The organism is Terrisporobacter othiniensis, from assembly GCF_000808015.1.
Classification (GTDB): Bacteria; Bacillota; Clostridia; order Peptostreptococcales; family Peptostreptococcaceae; genus Terrisporobacter; species Terrisporobacter muris.
Genome location: NZ_JWHR01000121.1, coordinates 22322 through 43228, shown reverse-complemented (window position 1 = coordinate 43228; position 20907 = coordinate 22322). Strand labels below are relative to the sequence as shown.

General features: G+C 29.3%; 24 protein-coding genes. All 24 read left to right on the top strand.

Features of this window, described 5'->3' with window-relative positions; all coding sequences use genetic code 11:
- Window positions 1-17 precede the first annotated feature (17 nt).
- The 24 genes from terS (at window position 18) to QX51_RS15205 (ending at window position 20891) form a co-directional block, all read left to right on the top strand.
- A complete protein-coding gene (gene terS / locus QX51_RS15320; protein WP_039680767.1) occupies window positions 18-743 on the top strand; it encodes a phage terminase small subunit in 726 nt (241 codons plus the stop codon).
- 44 nt (window positions 744-787) lie between these two features.
- Complete coding sequence (locus QX51_RS15315; RefSeq protein WP_039680766.1) at window positions 788-1171, top strand: Acb2/Tad1 domain-containing protein; 384 nt, start codon at window positions 788-790, stop codon at window positions 1169-1171.
- A gap of 252 nt (window positions 1172-1423) precedes the next feature.
- Entirely contained in the window at window positions 1424-2776 is a 1353-nt protein-coding gene (locus QX51_RS15310; RefSeq protein WP_039680765.1) for a terminase large subunit domain-containing protein, read from the top strand.
- A gap of 22 nt (window positions 2777-2798) precedes the next feature.
- Window positions 2799-4295, top strand: coding sequence for a phage portal protein (locus QX51_RS15305; protein ID WP_242842763.1), 1497 nt, complete (start codon window positions 2799-2801; stop codon window positions 4293-4295).
- Window positions 4288-5967: a phage minor capsid protein gene (locus QX51_RS15300; RefSeq protein WP_242842762.1), complete on the top strand. Its 1680-nt coding sequence runs from the start codon at window positions 4288-4290 to the stop codon at window positions 5965-5967. The genes QX51_RS15305 and QX51_RS15300 overlap by 8 nt, the downstream gene beginning before the upstream one ends.
- Complete coding sequence (locus tag QX51_RS15295) at window positions 5951-6172, top strand: hypothetical protein (RefSeq protein ID WP_152607243.1); 222 nt, start codon at window positions 5951-5953, stop codon at window positions 6170-6172. Before QX51_RS15300 ends, QX51_RS15295 begins: the two co-directional genes overlap by 17 nt.
- Before the next feature lie 101 nt (window positions 6173-6273).
- Window positions 6274-6837, top strand: a complete 564-nt coding sequence (locus QX51_RS15290; protein WP_039680762.1) for a hypothetical protein — start codon at window positions 6274-6276, stop codon at window positions 6835-6837.
- Window positions 6838-6861: 24 nt separating this feature from the next.
- On the top strand, window positions 6862-7767 hold the full coding sequence (locus QX51_RS15285; RefSeq protein ID WP_039680761.1) for a hypothetical protein: 906 nt from the start codon (window positions 6862-6864) through the stop codon (window positions 7765-7767).
- A 21-nt stretch (window positions 7768-7788) separates the two neighbouring features.
- Window positions 7789-8031: a hypothetical protein gene (locus QX51_RS15280; protein ID WP_039680760.1), complete on the top strand. Its 243-nt coding sequence runs from the start codon at window positions 7789-7791 to the stop codon at window positions 8029-8031.
- Window positions 8032-8098: 67 nt separating this feature from the next.
- The gene (locus QX51_RS15275) at window positions 8099-8461 is read left to right on the top strand and encodes a head-tail connector protein (RefSeq protein WP_039680759.1); all 363 of its coding nucleotides are present in this window, start codon (window positions 8099-8101) and stop codon (window positions 8459-8461) included.
- A gap of 1 nt (window position 8462) precedes the next feature.
- Window positions 8463-8786: a hypothetical protein gene (locus QX51_RS15270; protein ID WP_039680758.1), complete on the top strand. Its 324-nt coding sequence runs from the start codon at window positions 8463-8465 to the stop codon at window positions 8784-8786.
- Window positions 8783-9166: a hypothetical protein gene (locus QX51_RS15265; protein ID WP_039680757.1), complete on the top strand. Its 384-nt coding sequence runs from the start codon at window positions 8783-8785 to the stop codon at window positions 9164-9166. Before QX51_RS15270 ends, QX51_RS15265 begins: the two co-directional genes overlap by 4 nt.
- Window positions 9166-9555, top strand: coding sequence for a minor capsid protein (locus tag QX51_RS15260; protein WP_039680756.1), 390 nt, complete (start codon window positions 9166-9168; stop codon window positions 9553-9555). The genes QX51_RS15265 and QX51_RS15260 overlap by 1 nt, the downstream gene beginning before the upstream one ends.
- Window positions 9556-9563: 8 nt before the next feature.
- Window positions 9564-10019: a phage tail tube protein gene (locus QX51_RS15255; RefSeq protein WP_039680755.1), complete on the top strand. Its 456-nt coding sequence runs from the start codon at window positions 9564-9566 to the stop codon at window positions 10017-10019.
- Window positions 10020-10063: 44 nt separating this feature from the next.
- Window positions 10064-10438, top strand: a complete 375-nt coding sequence (locus QX51_RS15250) for a hypothetical protein (RefSeq protein WP_039680754.1) — start codon at window positions 10064-10066, stop codon at window positions 10436-10438.
- Window positions 10386-10763 carry a Gp15 family bacteriophage protein gene (locus QX51_RS15245; RefSeq protein ID WP_242842761.1) on the top strand — a complete coding sequence of 126 codons (378 nt, stop codon included), beginning with the start codon at window positions 10386-10388 and terminating at the stop codon, window positions 10761-10763. Before QX51_RS15250 ends, QX51_RS15245 begins: the two co-directional genes overlap by 53 nt.
- A 63-nt stretch (window positions 10764-10826) precedes the next feature.
- The gene (locus tag QX51_RS19620; protein WP_052233093.1) at window positions 10827-11468 is read left to right on the top strand and encodes a hypothetical protein; all 642 of its coding nucleotides are present in this window, start codon (window positions 10827-10829) and stop codon (window positions 11466-11468) included.
- Window positions 11469-11538: 70 nt separating this feature from the next.
- Window positions 11539-14511, top strand: coding sequence for a hypothetical protein (locus QX51_RS15235; RefSeq protein ID WP_052233092.1), 2973 nt, complete (start codon window positions 11539-11541; stop codon window positions 14509-14511).
- A 17-nt stretch (window positions 14512-14528) separates the two neighbouring features.
- Window positions 14529-14876, top strand: a complete 348-nt coding sequence (locus QX51_RS15230; RefSeq protein WP_039680752.1) for a DUF6711 family protein — start codon at window positions 14529-14531, stop codon at window positions 14874-14876.
- Window positions 14877-14974: 98 nt separating this feature from the next.
- Window positions 14975-15352: a hypothetical protein gene (locus tag QX51_RS15225; protein ID WP_039680751.1), complete on the top strand. Its 378-nt coding sequence runs from the start codon at window positions 14975-14977 to the stop codon at window positions 15350-15352.
- Between the two features lie 82 nt (window positions 15353-15434).
- Window positions 15435-15665 carry a hypothetical protein gene (locus QX51_RS15220; protein WP_200886407.1) on the top strand — a complete coding sequence of 77 codons (231 nt, stop codon included), beginning with the start codon at window positions 15435-15437 and terminating at the stop codon, window positions 15663-15665.
- Between the two features lie 2 nt (window positions 15666-15667).
- Window positions 15668-16054 carry a DUF1617 family protein gene (locus tag QX51_RS15215; RefSeq protein WP_039680749.1) on the top strand — a complete coding sequence of 129 codons (387 nt, stop codon included), beginning with the start codon at window positions 15668-15670 and terminating at the stop codon, window positions 16052-16054.
- Between the two features lie 36 nt (window positions 16055-16090).
- Window positions 16091-20713, top strand: coding sequence for a hypothetical protein (locus QX51_RS15210; RefSeq protein ID WP_039680748.1), 4623 nt, complete (start codon window positions 16091-16093; stop codon window positions 20711-20713).
- Window positions 20697-20891, top strand: coding sequence for a hypothetical protein (locus QX51_RS15205; protein ID WP_039680747.1), 195 nt, complete (start codon window positions 20697-20699; stop codon window positions 20889-20891). The genes QX51_RS15210 and QX51_RS15205 overlap by 17 nt, the downstream gene beginning before the upstream one ends.
- Window positions 20892-20907 lie beyond the last annotated feature (16 nt).

Genomic DNA, 20907 nt, shown 5'->3' with positions numbered 1-20907 from the left:
TTAATGGAGTAATTAATATGGCAAGAAGTAGAAATCCAAATAGAGATAAAGCATATGAGATATACAAGGATCATAACGGTGAAATATCTCCTAAGAAGATTTCTGAATTAATAGGCGAGAATGTTAATAACATCAGAAACTGGAAAAGTAGTGATAAGTGGGATGAACAACTTAGAGAAGATACTAGAGCAGGAGCACCTAAAGGAAATCAAAATGCAAAAGGTAGTAAAGGCTCACCAGGGAATGTTCATAACTATAAACATGGCTTATATACAAGTGAAGATAGGTACACTAAGAAGAACTTAAAGAGAATGCTTCCAACAGATGTATTAAATCTTATGGGAGAACTAGAAGAAGAATCTCCAGTAGATAAGCTATGGAGAAGTATATTGCTACAAGAGGCCAGAATTATTCGTATGCAAAAGATATCTCATGTAAAGAACAAAAAGGATATTACAAAAGAGCTTAAAAAAGTATCAGAAGGTAATAACTATACTGAAGAGTATGAGATTCAATTCGCATGGGACAAAGAAAATAATAATATTACTGCTCAATCTAAAGCTATGGATACTTTGGCCAAGATGATAGAGAAGTATGATAAGATGATCCATGCTAATTGGGATTTAGTTACAGAGGAACAGAAACTAAGAATAGAAGTATTAAAGTCTAAACTAGGAGTTAAAGACAATAATAATAAATCTATTTCTAAGTTAGAGAGCATACTAGCTGAAATAAAAAAATAATAGTTCTAGATTACAAGGATTATTTGTAAATAGGAGTAAAACAAATGAAAAAATTAACTACAATTCAAAAAAGAGAAAAGTTAAATGATGTATATGCAATAGATGAAGTAGGACCAGGAGGAGCTAATCATAGATATGCAATAGTACCTAAAGGTGAGGAAGAAGTACGATTAATAACAACTTATCAACCTATGTCTGAAATTCAATTACAATGTGGTGCTAGGAAAGAAGAAAACTCAATACATGGAGTTATAGATGCAGATTTATTAGAGATAGTAAGGCATAGATTACAATGTTTTCAGGCTGGACCATTTGCTAGTGAATATAATTCTAAGGCTTTAGAACATATAGAAATAGCATTAATGTATATGAATAGAAGAGTTGAGGATAGAATAGAACGTAATGTATTAGGTACTTATAATAAATAATACCGAATTAATAAAGTTAAGTAATAATATTTAATTTTATTAATTTGATTAAAAAAATAAAGTTAGTAAGTTATATAGTTTAAATGTATAGAATTAGGAGAGACTTTAATAATTTAAATTTTAAAAGTAACATGAAGATGTATATTAATATAATTTTTGAAACTATTGAAAACACTAACTTTCATAAATTGATAAGGCAACTAGTTCGAAAAACACTATTTAGGGAATAGTTAGAGATATGATGGTGAACTAATGGAAAATGAATATAAATTATCAGAGAAATATAAAGATTTTTTAAAGCATGAAGCTCATGCAGAACTTTTAGAAGGTACTACAGCAGCAGGTAAAACTACAGTAGGTATACTAAAATTTATGTTAAAGGTTGCTGAATCAAATAGAAGGCAACATGTTATATCAGCTAAAACTACAGGGGTAGCTGAAAAGAATATAATCAATAAAGAATTTGGTGTAATAGATATATTTGGAGAATTAGTCCAGTACAAAGGTAATGGAGATAAAGATAATAAATTGCCACATATTTTATTTAATACACCTAATGGAACTAAAGTAATATATATTCTAGGTTATGATAATGTAGATAAGTGGAAAATGGCTCTAGGTTCTCAGTTTGGATGCGTATTTATAGATGAGGTAAATACTGCGAGTATAGATTTTGTAAGAGAGATATGTACTAGAAATGATTATCTTATGGCAACACTTAACCCTGATGATCCTAATCTCCCAGTATATAAAGAGTTTATAAACTGTAGTAGGCCACTTGAAAAATATAAACAAGATGTACCAAAAGAAATATTAAACCAATTGACTAGCGAAGAAAAGGAAGGCTGGACATATTGGTTTTTTTCATTTTATGATAATGCATCATTAAGTGAAGAAGATATAAAAAAGAAAAAGATGAGTGCTCCAAAAGGCACTAAGTTATATAAGAATAAAATTCTTGGCCTAAGAGGAAGAGCAACAGGACTTATATTTAGTAATTTTGAGAGAAAACACCATGTTACTAGTAAAGCCAAAGCTAAAGAATATAAATTTAAGTATTATTCTGCAGGATTAGATACTTCATATAGTGCTAATAGTCCAGATACATTTGCAATGATATTTTTAGGAATAACAGATAAAGGGAAAGTAGTTATCTTAAATGAAGAAGTATACAATAATACAAATTTAAGTGTACCACTTGCTCCTTCAGACATAGCACCTAGATTTTTTACGTTCTTAGAAAGAAATAGAAAAGAATGGGGTCTTGCAAGAAATGTATTTGTAGATTGTGCAGATCAAGCAACTATAACAGAACTTAAGAAATATAAGAGAGCTAATCCAAATGTTTATACTATTAACAACTCATATAAGAAAGTTACTATAATAGACAGAATACATTTACAGTTAGGATGGCTTAATTATGAAACTGGTTCTGTATACTATGAAATTGTAGATACTTGTGTAAATCATATTATGGAACATGAAGTTTATTCTTGGAAAGAAGATAAATATGAGCCTGAAGATGCAAATGATCATACTATAAATGCATCTCAATATGCTTGGATACCTTTTAGACATCATATACATGACTATAAAGGAGAGTGAGAAAGTGGGGTGGTTTAAAAGTATGTTAACTAAAGTAGCAATTAAGTTTTTAAATGTTCAACCTGCTATGCAAGGCTCTATTACAATACAAGAAGCATATACATATGAAACTAATCTAATTAGGAACAAGCTTTGGTATAGAGGAGAGGCATACGAGATAGAACAATTTTTTAAAAATATAAGTAGTGATCCAGTCAATCAATCTAGGTTTTGGTGTGCTACACCGAGTGAGAATTTAAGTATAAGAAAAATTCACAGTGGACTACCGGGCATGTTAATAGATAAGTTAACTGATATAGTAGTTTCTGATATAGATCAAATTCAAGTTGAAGATAGTGAAACATTAAATTCTATTTGGAAAGATATATCGGAAGATAATAAGTTCAATGAAATATTATCAGATTCTATACAGAAAGCTCTAGTAAGTGGTGATGGTGCATTTAAATTATCTATAGATACAGATATTAGTAAATACCCAATTATAGAATTCTTTGATGGTGACAGAGTTGAATATATACATAATAGGGGTAGATTAAGTGAACTACATTTTAAGACTAACTATACAAAGAAAAGTAAGAAGTATACTTTGGTAGAAATGTATGGACTAGGATATATAAAATATAAGTTACTTGATGGTAGAGACAATGAGGTTTCATTAGATACATTGGATGAAACTAAAGAGCTTGAAGATGTAGAATATAAAGATAAGTTCATTATGGCCATACCATTAATGTTTTTCAAGTCATCAAAATGGGAAGGTAGAGGAAAAAGTATTATAGATAATAAGAGTGATTCTTTTGATGCATTAGATGAAGTAATATCACAGTGGATAGATGCAATAAGAGCCGGAAGAGTTCAAAGATATATTCCAGAGGATTTATTACCAGTAAACCCTAATACAGGCGAGATATTAAAACCAAATCCTTTTGATAATAGCTTTATTGCTACTTCTTCAAATGCAAGTGAAGATGCTAAAAAACAAATTGATATGACACAAGCAGATATAAAATATGAAGCATACGTAGAAAGCTATTCAAATGCAATAGATATGTGCTTACAAGGAATTATATCTCCAAGTACTCTAGGAATTGACTTGAAAAAGACAGATAATGCAGAAGCACAAAGAGAAAAAGAAAAGACTACTTTATATACTAGAAATAAAATGATAGACACTCTAACAGAAGTTATACCAGAATTAGTAAATATAATACTAAAAACTTATGATGTATTGAATAATAAGTCTGCAGGTGAATATGAAGTATCTATATCTTTTGGTGAATACTCTACACCAAGCTTTGATTCAGTGGTTGAAACTGTAGGAAAGGCTAAAACATTAGGTATAATGTCATTACAAAAATGTATTGATGAATTATATGGAGATACAATGACAGAAGAAGAAAAGGCTCTTGAAATAGCAAGAATAAAAGAAGAGTCTGGAATGTATACAACAGATGAACCTTCAACTGCAGGTGAGGATGAGGATAATTTAGATAATTTGGATGTAGATATAGATGAGTAGTAAGTATGATATCAGAGCTATATTTGAAAAAATGGAACTAGATCTTATATCCTCCATGCATAGAAATCTTAAATATCATGAAAGTGAAGAAGATAAAGAAGGGTTTAAGTGGGAACAATGGCAGAGAAGCAAGTTAAGATCATTGAATAAATATAGGCAAGAAAATAAGTTAATATTGAATAATCATATAGATTCTATTGAAGAAGATGTAAATAAAGAATTAGAATCTAATTACAATAAAGGATTAAATAGAATATCTAATGTAATTAATAAATTAAAATCTTTATTTATTAAAAATAAGCCTAAAAATAAGGTTCAGGACTTTAAAAATCATACTAAAAAGATTAGTCCAAATGTAGTTAAAAACTTATCTATTGAATTTCCTGAATATATATCTGAAAAAGGATATATTAATGAGCCTAAAGAAAATCAATTCTTCAATATGAATGACAAGAAGTTAAAGGCATTACAGGAAAGTGTAAATAATGATATAAAGAAGGCTAATGCAACTATATTAAGAAAGATGGATGATGTATATAGACAGACTATATATAAAACTCATGTATATTTGCAATCAGGAGCAGTATCTTTAAATCAAGCAATAGATATGGCTACAAAGGATTTCTTAAATACGGGTATAAATAGTATTACTTATAAAGATGGTAAGCAGGTGAATATAGCATCATATGTTGAGATGTGCTTAAGAACTGCAAGCCATAGAGCTACATTACTTGGTGAAGGTAAAAAGAGAGATGAGTATGGTATATATACTGTAGTTGTATCAGCTCATGCTAATACTTGCCCTATGTGTGCAGCATGGCAAGGTGAAATACTAATTGATGATGTATTTAGTAATCCAACTGAAGAGTATTTACAGGAGAATAAAGGAAAGTATAAATTGTTAAGTGAAGCAATAGATGCGGGCCTTTTGCATGTAAACTGCAGGCATACATTAACAACTTACTTTCCAGGTATAACTAATCTTCCCACCGTTCCAGATGAAAAAAAAGCTTTAGAAAGATATAAGGCAGAGCAGGAACAAAGAAGATTAGAAAGATATATAAGAAAATGGAAAAGAATTTCTATAGGTTCTCAAGATGAAGCAAATAGAGAATTTGCTAGTAATAAATTGCTAGAGTATTCAATGCAATTAAAAACTCATTTAGAAGAGCATCCTTATTTAAGACGAAATAGGCAAAAAGAGAAAATATATGGCATAAAGCAAACAGGTGGAAAGTATACCAAAGGTGATATTGAATGGATGCTAAGAAGAGAATCTGAGGCTGATACGTATTATGAAAAAGTAAGGTTAGATAATTCAGATATAGAAAAGATATCTAAAAACACAGGTTTTAGTATGAAAAAAATAGATACAATAAAAAATCATGTATTTAATAATAAACATATACGATTTGATGGTACATTAGGACTATTAGATGCAGACTACGATATGGCTGTAGCATGGCAAAGGTTAATAAATGGTAATTATGAAGATAGGGACATTTTACTACTAAAACATGAATATCTTGAAAGTGGATTAGAGAAAAGGTATAATTTAACTAATAAAGATGCTCATGACATAACAACTAAAAAGTATGATTGGTATGGGTATCTGTTAAAAGAAAAAGGAGAGTTTGGCGAAGATGATTGTCTTGATGAAATTACTAAGTAAAACAAGTGAATATGTAGTTTATTTATATGGAAAAGATGAAGATGATTTAGATGGACAAATAAAATTATCGTTAAAAGATCCTAGTAAATATGAAATCTTAAAAGAATCTAAAATAGGAAAAATAGGGACTTTAAGAGCTATATCAAAATTACAAAAAGCAATAAAAAATAATGACATAAAAGAAAAAATAAGTTATCAATCATAAAAGCACTTGCTAATTAATTTAAATAGTAGGTGCTTTTATTATGCCCAAAATATACTTATGGCCAAAAACTATGTATATAAAAATATAAAGGAGGGCATGAAATGCTAATAGGTGATTTAGATAATGTTATCAAAATGAACCTGCAGTTACTTGCAGGAGAAGGTGATGAAGGGAATGAACAAGATCCTGGTGATAATGGTTCAGATGGTGGCGGTGAAGAAGTTAAAACTTATACGCAAGAAGAACTAGATGCATTATTAAATGATGCTAAAAAGGATTTGCCAAGTGATGAAGAGCTTACAAAGTTTAAAGAATGGCAAGAAAATCAAAAGACAGAAGCTCAAAAGAAAGATGAAAAGTTAGAAGCTGAAACTAAAGCTAGAAAAGATGCAGAAGATAAAGTTAGTACACTAGAAGCAAAAGTATCATGCTTATCTAAAGGTGTATTAGCTGACTCTGTAGATGATGTAATAACACTAGCTAGAAGTATGACTAATGATACTTTAACTATAGATAAAGCAATAGATAAAGTATTAGAAAAATATCCAAGTTTCAAAACAAGTGGAACAGAAACACCAAGATTTAAAATTGGTGGTAGTGGAGACAATGGAAAGCCACAAGATAATATAAAAGATGCCCTTGCTATGGCATTTGGAAATAAGTAATAAAAATTAAGGAGATGATTTAAAATGGCAGCATACAATTATGCAGAACAATTTATGAGGGAATTACAACAAAAATATTCAAGGGAATTAACTTCTTATGATTTAGAAAACTCTAACCCACAAGTTAAGTTTATAAATGCTCAAACTATAAAATTACCTACAATAACAGTTAGTGGGTACAAAGACCATAATAGAGGTACATTAGGATTTAATGCTGGAACAATGTCAAATGACTGGGAAGCTAAAAAATTAGCACATGATAGAGATATAGAATTCTTTATAGATCCAATGGATGTGGATGAAACTAATTTAACTGTAGAGATAGCTAATGTTCACAATACTTTTGAAACTGAACAAGCAATTCCTGAAAAAGATAGTTATAGATATTCAAAATTATATGCAGAAGCTAAGACATATACATCAAGTGGTGCTGTTGTAGATAATACTTCTCTTACGACAGCAAATATTTTAGAGTGGTTTGATAACCAAATGTCTAAAATGGATGATGAAGGTGTTCCAAGTGAAGGCAGAATACTATATGTTACTCCTGCAATGAATAAGCTATTAAAGAATGCTGAAGGATTATCAAGAACAGTAAGTGTAGATAAAAATACAGGAAATGTTGATAGAAATGTATATTCATTAGATGATGTAAATATAAAGGTTGTTCCAAGTTCTAGAATGAAAACAAAATATGAATTTTCTAATGGTTGTGTACCTGCAGGTGGAGCAAAACAAATAAATATTATATTAATACACCCTTCTTGCCAAGTCACAAGAAGTAAATATGCATACATAAAGATATTTACACCAGGACATGATTCAAGAACAGGAGATAACTATTTATATCAAAATAGAGCTTATGGAGATACTTTCTTAATAAAGAATAAAGCATGTGGTATAGCAATAAATGCTGAAGCAGAAGATTAAAATAGAGAGCGAGGATTAATTATGAAAGCAAGTAAAGATAATAAAGTATATACAATAGATAAAACTCAAAAGGATTATTATATTGCACAAGGTTACGATATCTTAAATGATGAAGGCAATATAATAGAATATGGAGCTGGAAAGTCTGTATCATATAAAGAATATGAAGAATTAAAAACAAAGTATGAAGAATTAGAAAAAAATTATAATACTTTAGAAAAAGAAAATAAAAAGCTAAAGAAAGAAATAGAAGGCTCTAAGTAAGCCTTATTTTTATGTAAAAATATAAATAGGGGAGTTTAAATACTCCCTATTTTAAGAAGGTGATATTTTGGCTTATGTAGATTATCAATATTATAAAGATGAATTTAATGGAACTGTACTAGAGGAATATAATTCTAAACAAAGATTAGAAAGAGCAAGTGATCAAGTTGATTCATTAACTTTTAATAGAATAATGGCAAAAGGATTTGATAACTTAACTGAATTTCAGAAAGATAGAATAAAAAAAGCAACATGCATACATGCAGAGTTTATTGAACAGTATGGAGATTATATAGATACACCTTTAAGTGGTTTCAGTGCAGGGAGTACATCTGTTAGTTTTAAAACAAATAAGGTTAATGGAATAACTACCACACAAGAAGTATTAAATTACCTTAATCAAACTGGGTTAACTTGTAGGAGAATATAATATGGGATTAAAATTACCTTTTCCAAAGTGGTTAGCTAATACACCTATAGAAGTGTGGTTTGAGGGAATTAATACAGATGGTGATTGTGAAGAAAATATAATCTTTAATGGGAAATGTATCTATACAGATAAATCTAAGCAAGTTCTTAATGCTGAAAGGCAATTAATTACTCTTAGTGGTAAAGTAGTTATAGAAGGTTCTATTTATGATGGAGCATTTCAAGGCTATGTAAATATAAATGGATTAAAGAAAAAGATTTATTCTATTGAAAGACCCTTGAACCCAGATGGTAGTATTTTTAGTACAGAGTTGAATTTAATATGAATGTAAAAGTTACTATAAAATTAGATAGTGAGAAATTAAATAATATTACTAAGGCTCATATAAAATCCTTGGAAATGGCTACAGAAGCTTTGAAGAGTGATATAGTCACATCAGCGGTTATTCCTAAAGATACAGGAGAACTTGAAAGAAGTTGTTTTATTAATCTTGAAAATGTAAATAATGGAATAACTAATATAAGTTTTGATACTCCTTATGCAAGAAGATTATATTGGCATCCAGAGTATAACTTTAGAACTGATAAAAATGTAAATGCACAAGGTAAGTGGATGGATGCTTATATAAATGGTGAGAAAGATGATTTTATAAAAAATGCCTACTCTAGGTTTTTAAAAATGAATTCAAAAGGAGTAATTAAGTAATGTTATTAAGTTATATAAGAGGCTATTTAAAATCTCAAATAGACTGCCCTCAATATTATTTAAATAAGATAGGTGGCAATCAAGAAAAGAGTATAACAATATATAATGTACCAGGACAACTACCACATATAGCTATTGGTGGACTGGAAAACACAACTTATACTACTAAAAGTATAAGTTTTTTAATTCACTGGGGAAAAAACAGTGATGAAGCAGAGAAAAAAGCAATGGAAGTTTATAATTTATTCTTTGGCCAAGATAATTTTACTATAGGAAATAAAAAGGTTATTCAATGTAAAATGAGAAGTTCTGAACCAATATTTTTAGGAACTGATTCAGAAGGCGTTATTGAATATGTTATAGAGATGACAATTTATTATGAAAGGTAGTGATAAGAATGAGTTTTACAGGAGTATACCCAGTATATAATTTAAAATTTAAGATTGGAGTTGATGGCAGAAGTAGTGAGTCAGCTAAAATGAAACCTATTGCAGAGTTAGAAACTTTTTCAATATCAATAGATGGGAAAATAGAAGAATGGAATGCGATGGATCAAGAAGGATGGGCAAGTGCTTTAATGACTGGAAAATCATTAAGTATATCTTTAAAAGGAAAAAGATGTGTTGGTGATGAGGGAAATGACTATGTATCTGGACTTGCTTGGAAAAATGGAAGAGATTGTGACTCTAAGTTAGAAATAGAGTTCCCTGAAGGTGCAAAATTAGAATTTAATTGTGTAATAAATGTAACAAATTTAGGTGGTGGGGACTCAGTGAATGTTGCTCCATTAGAGTTTGAAGCAAAAGCACATGGAAAACCTACATTTACACCAGCTCCTGTTCTAGAGAGTTAAAATGAATAAATATAGATAAAAAATAAATATAAGGAGATAGGTCAATGTCAAGAGCATACGATATAGCTGAAAAATTAAAAAATGGAAGTAAAAAGCCAACTGTTAAAATAGATGAAACACATATATATGAGATAAATATATCTAAGAATGTAGGGATATTCTTAAAGGGATTAACTGAAGATTCTAAAATGGATGACTTTGAAAAGATAGATAAAATAATAGAGGCAGGTATAGGTAAAGAGGCATTAGAATACATAGATAGCTTAGATTTACCTATCGCATCTTATGTAGTTATAGTAAATGTTATAATGGCTGCTATTAATGATGTATCTTTAGAAGAAATAGAAGAAATAGAAGAAATGGAAGTTGAAAGTACAAATAAAAATAATAATTTTCGTAAAAAGAAAAGAAGAAAATAAATGGTATGATTTATTTGAAGATTGGGAGTTAATCGAAGCAAGTTTTTTAACTCAATATGGCATAAGACTACGACTTGTAGATGATATGAGTTGGAATGAATTTTGTACTCTATTAAGTGGTATTATGACTGAAACTCCACTTGGTCAAATAGTCAGTATAAGAGCTGAAGAAGATAAAGATATTCTTAATAACTTTACTGAAGAGCAACACAAAATAAGAAATGAGTGGAGAAATAGAAATAATAAAACAATAGAAATGACAGATGAAGAAAAGGCACAAAAAGTAAAAGAATTCGAACAAATGATGGCGAGTATGTTTGGATAAATTGAATAATTTTCTTAATTCTTATATAATGTTGTAAAAAATATATATAAGGGGGAGATATATTTGATTATCGATAAAGAAAGATTTAATGAGTTAAAAAAAGATACTTTTGGGGTTTTTAATACAGTATCAGCTTTAGCTAGATTTGAATTTGGATACTCAGAATTTAAGCATGGAGAATCATTTAATTTAACTTTAGTGAAGGGTGGAGTATTAGGTGATTTTATATTTAAACCTAAGATATATATTGCATATAACGATATTAAAGATTTATCTATTGAGGGTGAAAAATTAATTTTAAAAATATTTGAGGAAGATAAACTTAAAGATATAGTTTTTAAGATTGAAAAAGCAGATATATTAGAAAAGGTATATTTAGCATTAAGACAGCATTGCAACTTAGGATATAAAGAATACTCTATTGAAGCTAAAGCAAATGAAGAAGTTAAAGTATCTAAAAGAAAAGAAGAAAAAGAAAGAATAAAAAATCTTAAAAAAGAAAAAATACCATACTGTCCAAAATGTAAAAGTACACAATTAACTAATACAAATAAAAAACTTAGTGCAGGTAGAGCTGTTGGTGGAGCAGCATTACTATCGGTCTTAAATCCAGTAGCAGGTATAGCTGGTGGAGTGGTAGGAGCTGTAACAAGTAAAAAAAGATATAATGTTTGTATGAATTGTGGTCATAAATGGAAAGTTTAGATGAAAGCACTTAGTTTAATACTAGGTGCTTTTCTTATATAAAAATATGCTTATGAAAGGAGTGAGAGTTATGAGTGATAGTGTAGGAAAGATAACCTTAGATTTAGAAGTTACAAGTGATATAGCAGGTCAAGTAAATAAAGTTAGTTCTATTATTGCAAATACATTAAAATCAAATTTAAACACGTCTACAAATAAAGTATTTGATAACATGGATAAGACTATGAAGGGTTCACTTAATAAAGTTAACTCTAACATGAAAAACATGATGTCTAATGTAACAAATAATCTAAAAAATTCGCTTTCTAAGGCTTTATCCATGTTGAGTAATATAAAATTACCAAATGTTAAATTCAATGCCTTAGAAAGCCAAAATACAGGTTCAAATCATGCAAATAATAAAAAAGTTACTAGGGGGCCACCAGTTAGTAGAGAAGCCCTTACAACAGATATAGACACAACATCAAGGATGTTAGATACAATAAATGCTAAAATAGAATCTCAACAAAATAAGTTAAAGGAACTTAGAGAAGCATACGATTTAGCATTAAATCCAAAAAGAAAGAATAAGATTAATGACCAAATACTAAAAACAGAAGAGTCAATTATTAGATTAACATCAAAGTCTGATAAGTTAGGATTTAAATTAAGTGATTTAGATGCTAAGTTAGCAGCTCTAGGAAAAGAGTCTTCTATAACTGGAAATAAGTTTAATAGATTAAATTCTTTATTTAGCAAATTAAATTCTAACTCAAATAAATCTAGTGGTTTATTTAATAGAATGAGTAATGGTTTAAAAAGTTTAACTAATGGATTAAATTCAGGTAGTAATAGTACAAGAAGTTTTAACAATGGAATTATTGGATCTATTGGTCAAATGGCCAAATGGATGATATTCTTTCCTATGATTGTAAATGGTATTTATGCTATGTCTAGTTCTTTATTTGCATCGTTAAATACCAATGCACAATTTGTTAATTCATTAAATCAAATAAAGACTAATTTAATGGTTGCATTTATGCCTATATATCAAGCCATATTACCTGCAATAAATGCACTAATGAGTGCCCTAGCAACTGTAACACAGTATATAGCATCATTTATTTCAGCATTATTCGGAAAAACATATAATCAAAGTTTTCAAGCAACTAAAGGTTTGATTAGTGCTAAAAATGCTATGGGAGCTTATGGTGGTGCTACTGAAAAAGCAGGAAATAGTGCTGAAAAAGCTGGTAAAAAAGCTAAAAAGGCATTAGGGGACTTAATGGGATTTGATGAAATTAACAAGTTAAATATGAATAAAGATGCAGATACAGGAAGCCCAGGCACAGGTGGAGGTGGTGGTGGAAGTGGTGCTCCAATGCTTACAACACCACAATTAAATACATCTGCTGTTGATGCAAAGATGCAGGCATTAGTTAATAAAATAAAGGCACTAATGTCTAAGATATTTGAACCATTTGCTAATGCATGGGAAAGAGAAGGACAAAACACAATAAATAGTATCAAGTATGCGTTTAACGGTATATGGTCTTTAGTAAAATCAATTGGACGTAGTTTACTAGAAGTATGGACTAATGGTACTGGTGAGCAAATGCTTGTAACGATACTTCAAATATTACAAAATATATTTAATATAGTTGGAGATATTGCCAATACATTTTCTATTGCATGGGATAAGAATAAAATAGGTACTAAAATTATACAAGGGGTAGCTAATACAATAAATAATCTACTGACTTTAATAAAGAAAATAGGAGATTCATTCAGAGAATCTTGGGAAATTATAGGTCTACCACTTGCAAATACATTAATGTCAGTAATTGATGCAACTATTGGTGTTTTAGAAAATTTATCTGAAAAACTTATTTATGTTTGGGACAATGGTGGAAGTCATTTATTCCAAGGATTTATAAAATTAGGAGCTAAGATCTTTGAACTAGCAGGATATATTTATACTAATTTTGTTACTCCGTTTGTAAATTGGTTTGTAAACATAATGGCTCCTGCAATAGCACCATTAATGGATGCTATTGGGAAACTATTTGATAAATTTAGTGAAATGATAGATTGGTTACTTAATGATGGTAAACCAGTCTTAGATATTATAATTACTACTGTAATGGGACTTGGAGGTACATTCCTTATCGTAAGTAAAGGGATATCTATATTTAACAAGCTTAAAGATATTGTACTTATAGCTAAGGGTGCATTTGATTTACTTAAAGGTTCTGCAGGTTTATTAAGTGCTGCTTTTACATTTTTGAAAAGTCCAATGGGACTAGTTTGTATAGCTATTTTTGCAATTATTAGTATAGGGATTTATCTTATTACACATTGGGATGAGTTAAAAGCAAAATGTATTGAGGTTTGGAATAAAATAAAAGAAAAATTTAATAATTTCAAAGATTGGTTAGGCAATGTATTTGCAAGAGACTGGTCTAAAAAGTTTGGAGGATTTGGTGATATCTTAAATGGTTTTTTAGCAAATGTACGTAATATATTCAAGAGTGTAAAACAAATCTTCAAAGGTATAATAGATTTTATTGCAGGAACATTCACAGCCAACTGGAAGAGAGCTTGGAGTGGAGTTAAGAATATATTTGGTGGCATTATGAGTGGTTTAAAATCTGTAATAAAACAACCTCTAAATGGAGTTATATCCTTAGTTAATGCAGCTATAGGTGGATTAAACCGAATATCTGTAAGTATACCTGATTTTGTACCTGGTTTTGGAGGTAAAAAGTTTGGAATTAATATTCCCAAAATACCGTATCTTGCAAAAGGTGGTATTATAGATTCTCCTACATTAGCCATGGTCGGTGAAGCTGGAAAAGAAGCCGTAGTCCCTTTAGAAAATAATACTGGTGGTTTAGATATATTAGCAGAAAAATTACGTTCTAGAATGGAAGGAAGTGGCTCAAATAATAATCCTACAGGAGATTTAATAATACAAATAGGAAATGATACTCTTGTTAAAATACTATTAAGTGAACTAAAGAAAATGCAAAGACAAACTGGAGAAGCAATTATAAAAGTTTAGTAAATTAGGTGATATAAATGTTAAAAATAAATAGTGTAAGTATATCAGTCCCTTCAGTATTTCAGGTAGATATTCAGGATATAGATGGTGAAAGTAATAGGAATGCTAGAGGGGAATTGTTAAGAGATAGAATTGCTGTAAAGCGAAAATTAAACTGTGAATGGCCACCGTTGACAGCTGAAGAGTGTTCAACTTTATTGAATGCTGTATCAGGTGTCTTTTTTAATGTTTATTATCCTGATCCAATGACAGGACGATTTGAAACCAAAGCGATGTATGTTGGTGATAGATCCGTACCAGCATTGTATATAAAAAATGGGAAAGTACTTTGGAAAGGTTTAAAAATGAATTTTATAGAGAAGTAATTGGAGTGGTAACAGTAAAATATAATTAAATATGGTAGTATTTGTATAAATTATGAATTTATATTATACTTAAGTTAATAAATAGGGAGGTGATATAAATGAAAAATTCAGCAATTAGAATTGATAAGTGTGTAAATGTACAAATAGATAATGTAAAAACTACTGGATTTGATAATGCAATTTATGCTACAGATACAAAAGAGTTAAGTGCAACAAACATAAATGCTACTAAAGACAGTAATAACTTCGATGAATTAATATGTAGCTTTAATGAACTTATAAAAGAATCACCATTTGATTCTGAAATTATTATACAGGCTAACGAAGTTGCATTAGAGATAAAAAAGGGTAACAAGGAGAGTAATAAAGTATCTAAATTTATAGATTCTATAGAAAAAATATATAACTTTATTGATAAATCTGGAAGTTTAGCAAAAATTATACTTTCTATTTCTAAATTTATAGAAAATATGTAGACTACATTAAGGGCCAAAGTGAGGGCTCTTTTTTTATACTCAAAATTTAAAGGATGATAAAAAAATTAATAAAAATATTACTTTGAATGCTACAAGTGAAATAGAAGGTCAAGTTGCCGTATATATGAGTACGAGTATAGGAACTGATGGAAATAAAAATGCAAATATAAATAAGAGTATAGCTAATCAAGAGCTATACAATTCTAATAAGACATCTGTAAGAGCAGATATGAAGCAATTTGAAGATGAAGTATATAAAATAGAAGATGAAATAAATACTCCATCAATATCATCAAGAAAGGTAGGAAAATAATTATGAAATTAACAAATAGAAGAATAGTAAATGATGCAAATTTTTTAGAGTCTTTAATACATAGACAATTCCCTGTAAAAGTTAGTTATGCTATATCCAAGAATGTGTCTAAATTAGAGCGTGAATTAAAAATATACAACTCGGAAAGACAGAAAATTATAAATAAATATTGTAAAAAAGATGAAGAGGGAAATTTAGTTATAGATGAAAATAATCAATATCATATTGAAGATGAAAATATAGATGTTTGTAATAAAGAATTAAATGAACTATTAGATATTGAAATAGAAGTAAACATACATAAGTTTAAGCTAGATGATTTAATGTATGGTAACTATGAGATGTCTCCTTCAGAAATGGCTTTAATAGACTATATGATAGAAGAATAGTTAATTTAGCTAATAAAGAAAGAAGGTGATATTAAAATGCAAAATGTAAGTTCATCATATTTATTAGAAATAAAAAAGCCTTCTAGATCTTTTGAATGTAAAGTAACCATAAGAGATAATATATATACCAATGCTGATATAATCAATATAACTATAGAAGATGTTCAACCTTCAGATGGTTTTAGTATAGGGTCAGCAGTTTCAAAGTCATTAGAACTAACATTATCTACAAATAATACTATTTACAGTAACTCTATAGTTAAAGTTGAAATAGGTTTAAATGTAGGTTCAAAAATTGAATATGTATTAATGGGTTATTTTAATATAGATGATATTGAAAAAACTGATTACTCTATAAAACTTACATGTTTTGATAATATGATGAAGTTTGAAAAACCTTATTTTAGTAAATTAGGCAAAACTGCATCATTAAAAAATATAGTTAATGAATTATCTCAAATTACTGGAGTAGAATTTACAGGAAGCCTTCCTTCTTATAATTTAAATAAGTTGGAAGGCTTTACTTGTAGAGAAGCACTTGGTTTTATATCTAGTTTATGTGCTGGTAATGCATACATAACTAGAGATGGAAAATTTACTATAAATACACTTAAAACTATAGATTACTCAATAACAGATGAAAATTATATAGACTTAAAAACTGAAGAAAATGTTTATAGGATAGGTGCAGTTACTTGCAAGGTAAATGAAAAAGAGTTAACTAAAGGTACTTTAAGTAATTCTTCTATGGAAGTTACTTTTGAAAATCCTTGGGTTAATGATTCTATTCTTACAGATATATATAATAAGTTAAAAAGTATTGAGTATGTAGGATATTCGATGAAGTGGCAGGGGGATTTATCTCTAGATGTTGGAGATATTATATCTCTTACAGATCATAAAGGTGTAAAAAGAAATATTCCTATACTATCTCAAAAGTTCAACTATAATGGGGGACTTACATCTGAAATAGGTGCAAAGGGTGAAAGTAAAAATAAAAATGAATTTAATTCAACTGGTAATCTAAGTAATAAAGTTAATAGAGTTGTAACTGAATTGTTAATTGTAAATGAAGCATTAATTAATAAGGCGGATATAGAAGATCTTAAAGCAGTTAACGCCACAATTGAAAATTTAATTGCAGAAAATGTAACTATAACTGGAAAGTTAACAGCTATAGAAGGTGAGTTTGGAACATTAAAAGCTAATGTAGGAGTTATAGATAAACTTACAGTAACCCACACTGCACAAATAAATGAACTTGAAGCAAATAAAGCAAGTATAACTCAACTAGAAGCTGTATCCGCTAAAATAGGCACAGTAGAAGCTGAAGTTGGTAAAATTCAAACACTTGTAAATGGGAATTTATCTAGTGAAAATATTCAAGCTGGAGGAATAACATCAGATAAGTTAACAATAGCAAATGGATTTATCACTAATGCCATGATAGCAAATTTAGATGTTTCTAAGATTAATGCAGGAGATATTTCTACCAACAAATTTAGAATTAAATCTGATGATGGTGGAATAGAGATTGTTGGAGCAACACAACAATTCAAGGATAAAAACAATAAAGTCAGAGTTCAGATAGGGAGAGATAAAAATAATAATTTTACTTTTTCTTTATTTGATGAAACTGGAACAGGTGTATTGATAGATCATACAGGAATTAAAGAAGGAGCTATAGCTGACGATTTAATTATAAGTGACATGATAGCAAGTGATGCTGTTGGTGAAAAACAAATAAATTATAGTAGCTTTATAACTGGATTTAATAAAGACACAAATACAAATACAATTAAATCAACTAAGATTATGTTAAATAATCAGAATCAAACTTTAGATGTTGCATTTAATCAATTAAAAACACAAGCAGATGATACTAAATCTTTAACAGAGAGCCATTCAACTACTATAGGAGTAATGCAAGGTCAAATAACTACAGCTATTAACAATACTCAAATAGTTAAAGATGGTCAGACTATATTATTAAAAGATGATTACAATAGAACCGTTCAAACCGTAAACTCTATGAATAGCACTATTGTAAGTCATACGACTAAAATAAATGAGCATACAGGAAAAATCACAGGTGTTGAAACTAGAGTAAATACAGTAGAGAGAGACTTAGATGGTATAACTGCGAGAGTATCTAGTACTGAAAAAAATGTGACTACAGTTACTAATACTGCCAATGCTGCTAACTCAAATGCTACAAATGCATTAAATATAGCAAATAGTGCAAATAGTAAAATTGATGGACTAGAAATCGGTGGAAGAAATATTGTTAAAGATACTGGCACATCTAAATCTATTATTGGAACAGGTACAACTAATAGAACTGGATGTACTTATCATTTTACTGTACCATACCTTACTGATATAAAGGGTAAGGAATTAATAGTAGTCTTTGATTGGAAATATGAGGGTGAAAATCCTAGTGGAACATTCTACATGCAAACTGGAGAACCACAGTATGGGTTAGTGACGGGTACACAAACAATAAGTCCAACTAATACTAAGGGGACTGTTAAAAATATATGGAAACCAGCTATGGAGAGGGATACAAAATCAGTATATATAAGAACAGATAACATGGTGGGAACATTCACTATATCTAATCTTAGAGTTTATTTTGGAACTAAAGACATAGGATGGACACCCGCTCCTGAAGATGTGCAAACACAGATAGATACAAATAAAACAGAAATATCTTCTACCAAGTCAAAAGTATCATCGATAGAAACTAATCTATCTAGTATTACAAGTAGAGTATCTGAAGTAGAGAAAACTCAAACTACTGTTGATGGGAAAGTTACTAGCCTACAAACTAGAATGCAAAGTGCAGAACAAAAATTAACTAAAGAAGGGCTAACGACAATAATAAGTAATCATTATACAACTTCAAATGATGTTAATGGAATTGTAACTTCTAAAGGTTATCAGACACACTCTCAAGTACAACAGACAGTGGACAAGTTGCAAGCTAAATTTACTGCTAATGGTGGTTATAATAAGCTTTATAATAGTGCTTTTTTAACTGGAGACATAAGGAATTGGAGCAACTTGGGGACTTGTACAAGAACAGTAACTAGCTCTACAACCTCGGGGTTTGCTAAATGTCTGAAAATAGTAGCTGATGGAGCATCACAAGGAGTATATCAAATAGTAGATAACTTAGTAGTAGGGAAGCAATATACTCTAAGTGCTTTAGTTAAAGCAACTAGTGGTAAAACAGGTATACAAGTTTATCATGATGATAAATATCTTCATTCATACACTAGTCCGGAAGAAAAATATCAAGTCTTATCTATAACATTTAAAGCTACAACAACTACAGCATCTATACGACTAGGTACATTAGGTAGTGGCACAAGTGGAACGTATTACTATACAGGAGTATTGTTAACAGAAGGAGAGTTGGTAGAACCTTGGAGTCCGCATCCTTCGGAAGTTTATGATGGAATAACAACAATAGATAAAGATGGTATAACAGTAACATCAAGTAATGTAAAATCAAAAACTACAATAAGTGCTAATGGATTTAAGATAATAAAAACTGATACCAATGAAGAAGTATTTAAGGTAAATAGTAGTGGAAGATTAGAACTATATGGAATATTTAGAACTCGTAATGGAGATCGTAAATCAGGCTATTTTGGAGAAAATCAGGTTACTTTTTATAATTGGTGGAGTGATACCAATGAATCAATTGCTTACTTTTATGGAGGAAAAACAAGTGCTAATAAACGCTCTGCTGATGTAGTAGGCAAAGATGTATTTTCCCTTGGTGTTGGAGAACCAGGTTCAGGTACTAAGGTATTGGAAGGATCTTCATCTACCTTAAATATATATAAAAATACTAATTTTAATAACTATAAATTAAAAGAAGTTAACAGTATAAATGAAGATACTATTCAAAGTACTTTCGTAGAAAGAATTGTTATTCGTTCTAGTCAAGTTAATAGTAATCATGATAGTGGAAATTTAAATTTAAATTATTGGAAAGGTTATAATGTTACTTCAAGTGTAGAAGTTAAAGTATGTAATGGTAATAATGATGGTACAAGAGGTAAATTAACATGTCAAGATTTTAAAGCCTATGGAACTAAAAATGCTTGTGTACAAACGTCTGTTGGATATGTAGATATAAATGCTTATGAAACAGCAGATTATTATTTCGGTGATATAGGTGAAACAATATTAGATAATGATGGTTACTCCTATGTCTATATAGATTCTATATTTACTGAAACTGCAAATACTTCTAGAAAATATCAGGTTTTTTTAAGTGTTTATGGAGAAGGTATAGCAAATGTAATAGAAAGATATCCAACTCATTTTATTATAAAAGGAACACCTAACTTAGAAGTTGGATATGAAATAAAAGCAAAAAGAAAAGGATACGAAGATTATAGATTTGAAAGGGAAGAAAATCCATTTAGAATAGGTGAGAGCCATGGTTTAGATGAAGAATATATTCAAGAAAGAGTAAATTTCGATGGAAAAATAGAAAAATCTATAAATGAAGAAATTACAAAAGATATTCAAAATAAACCACTAGAAGAATTTATAATTAATTATGTTGAAAGATCAATTGAAAATAAGGACTTAATGGAAATTATAGAGGAGGATTTGAATTATGAAAATATTAACTAGTTTTAGTGTAATAAAAATGTCTGAAGGTTTAAGGTTAAGTTATACATACACAGAAATAAACGAAGATGGTGTTGCTATAAATAACAATGTTCAAGAAAGTAGATTTATTGTTCAAGACGAGTTAAAGAATAGCTCAAACAATATAATGACTTATATTGAAAATAACTTTTTAAAATAATTAAAGGAAAGGATTA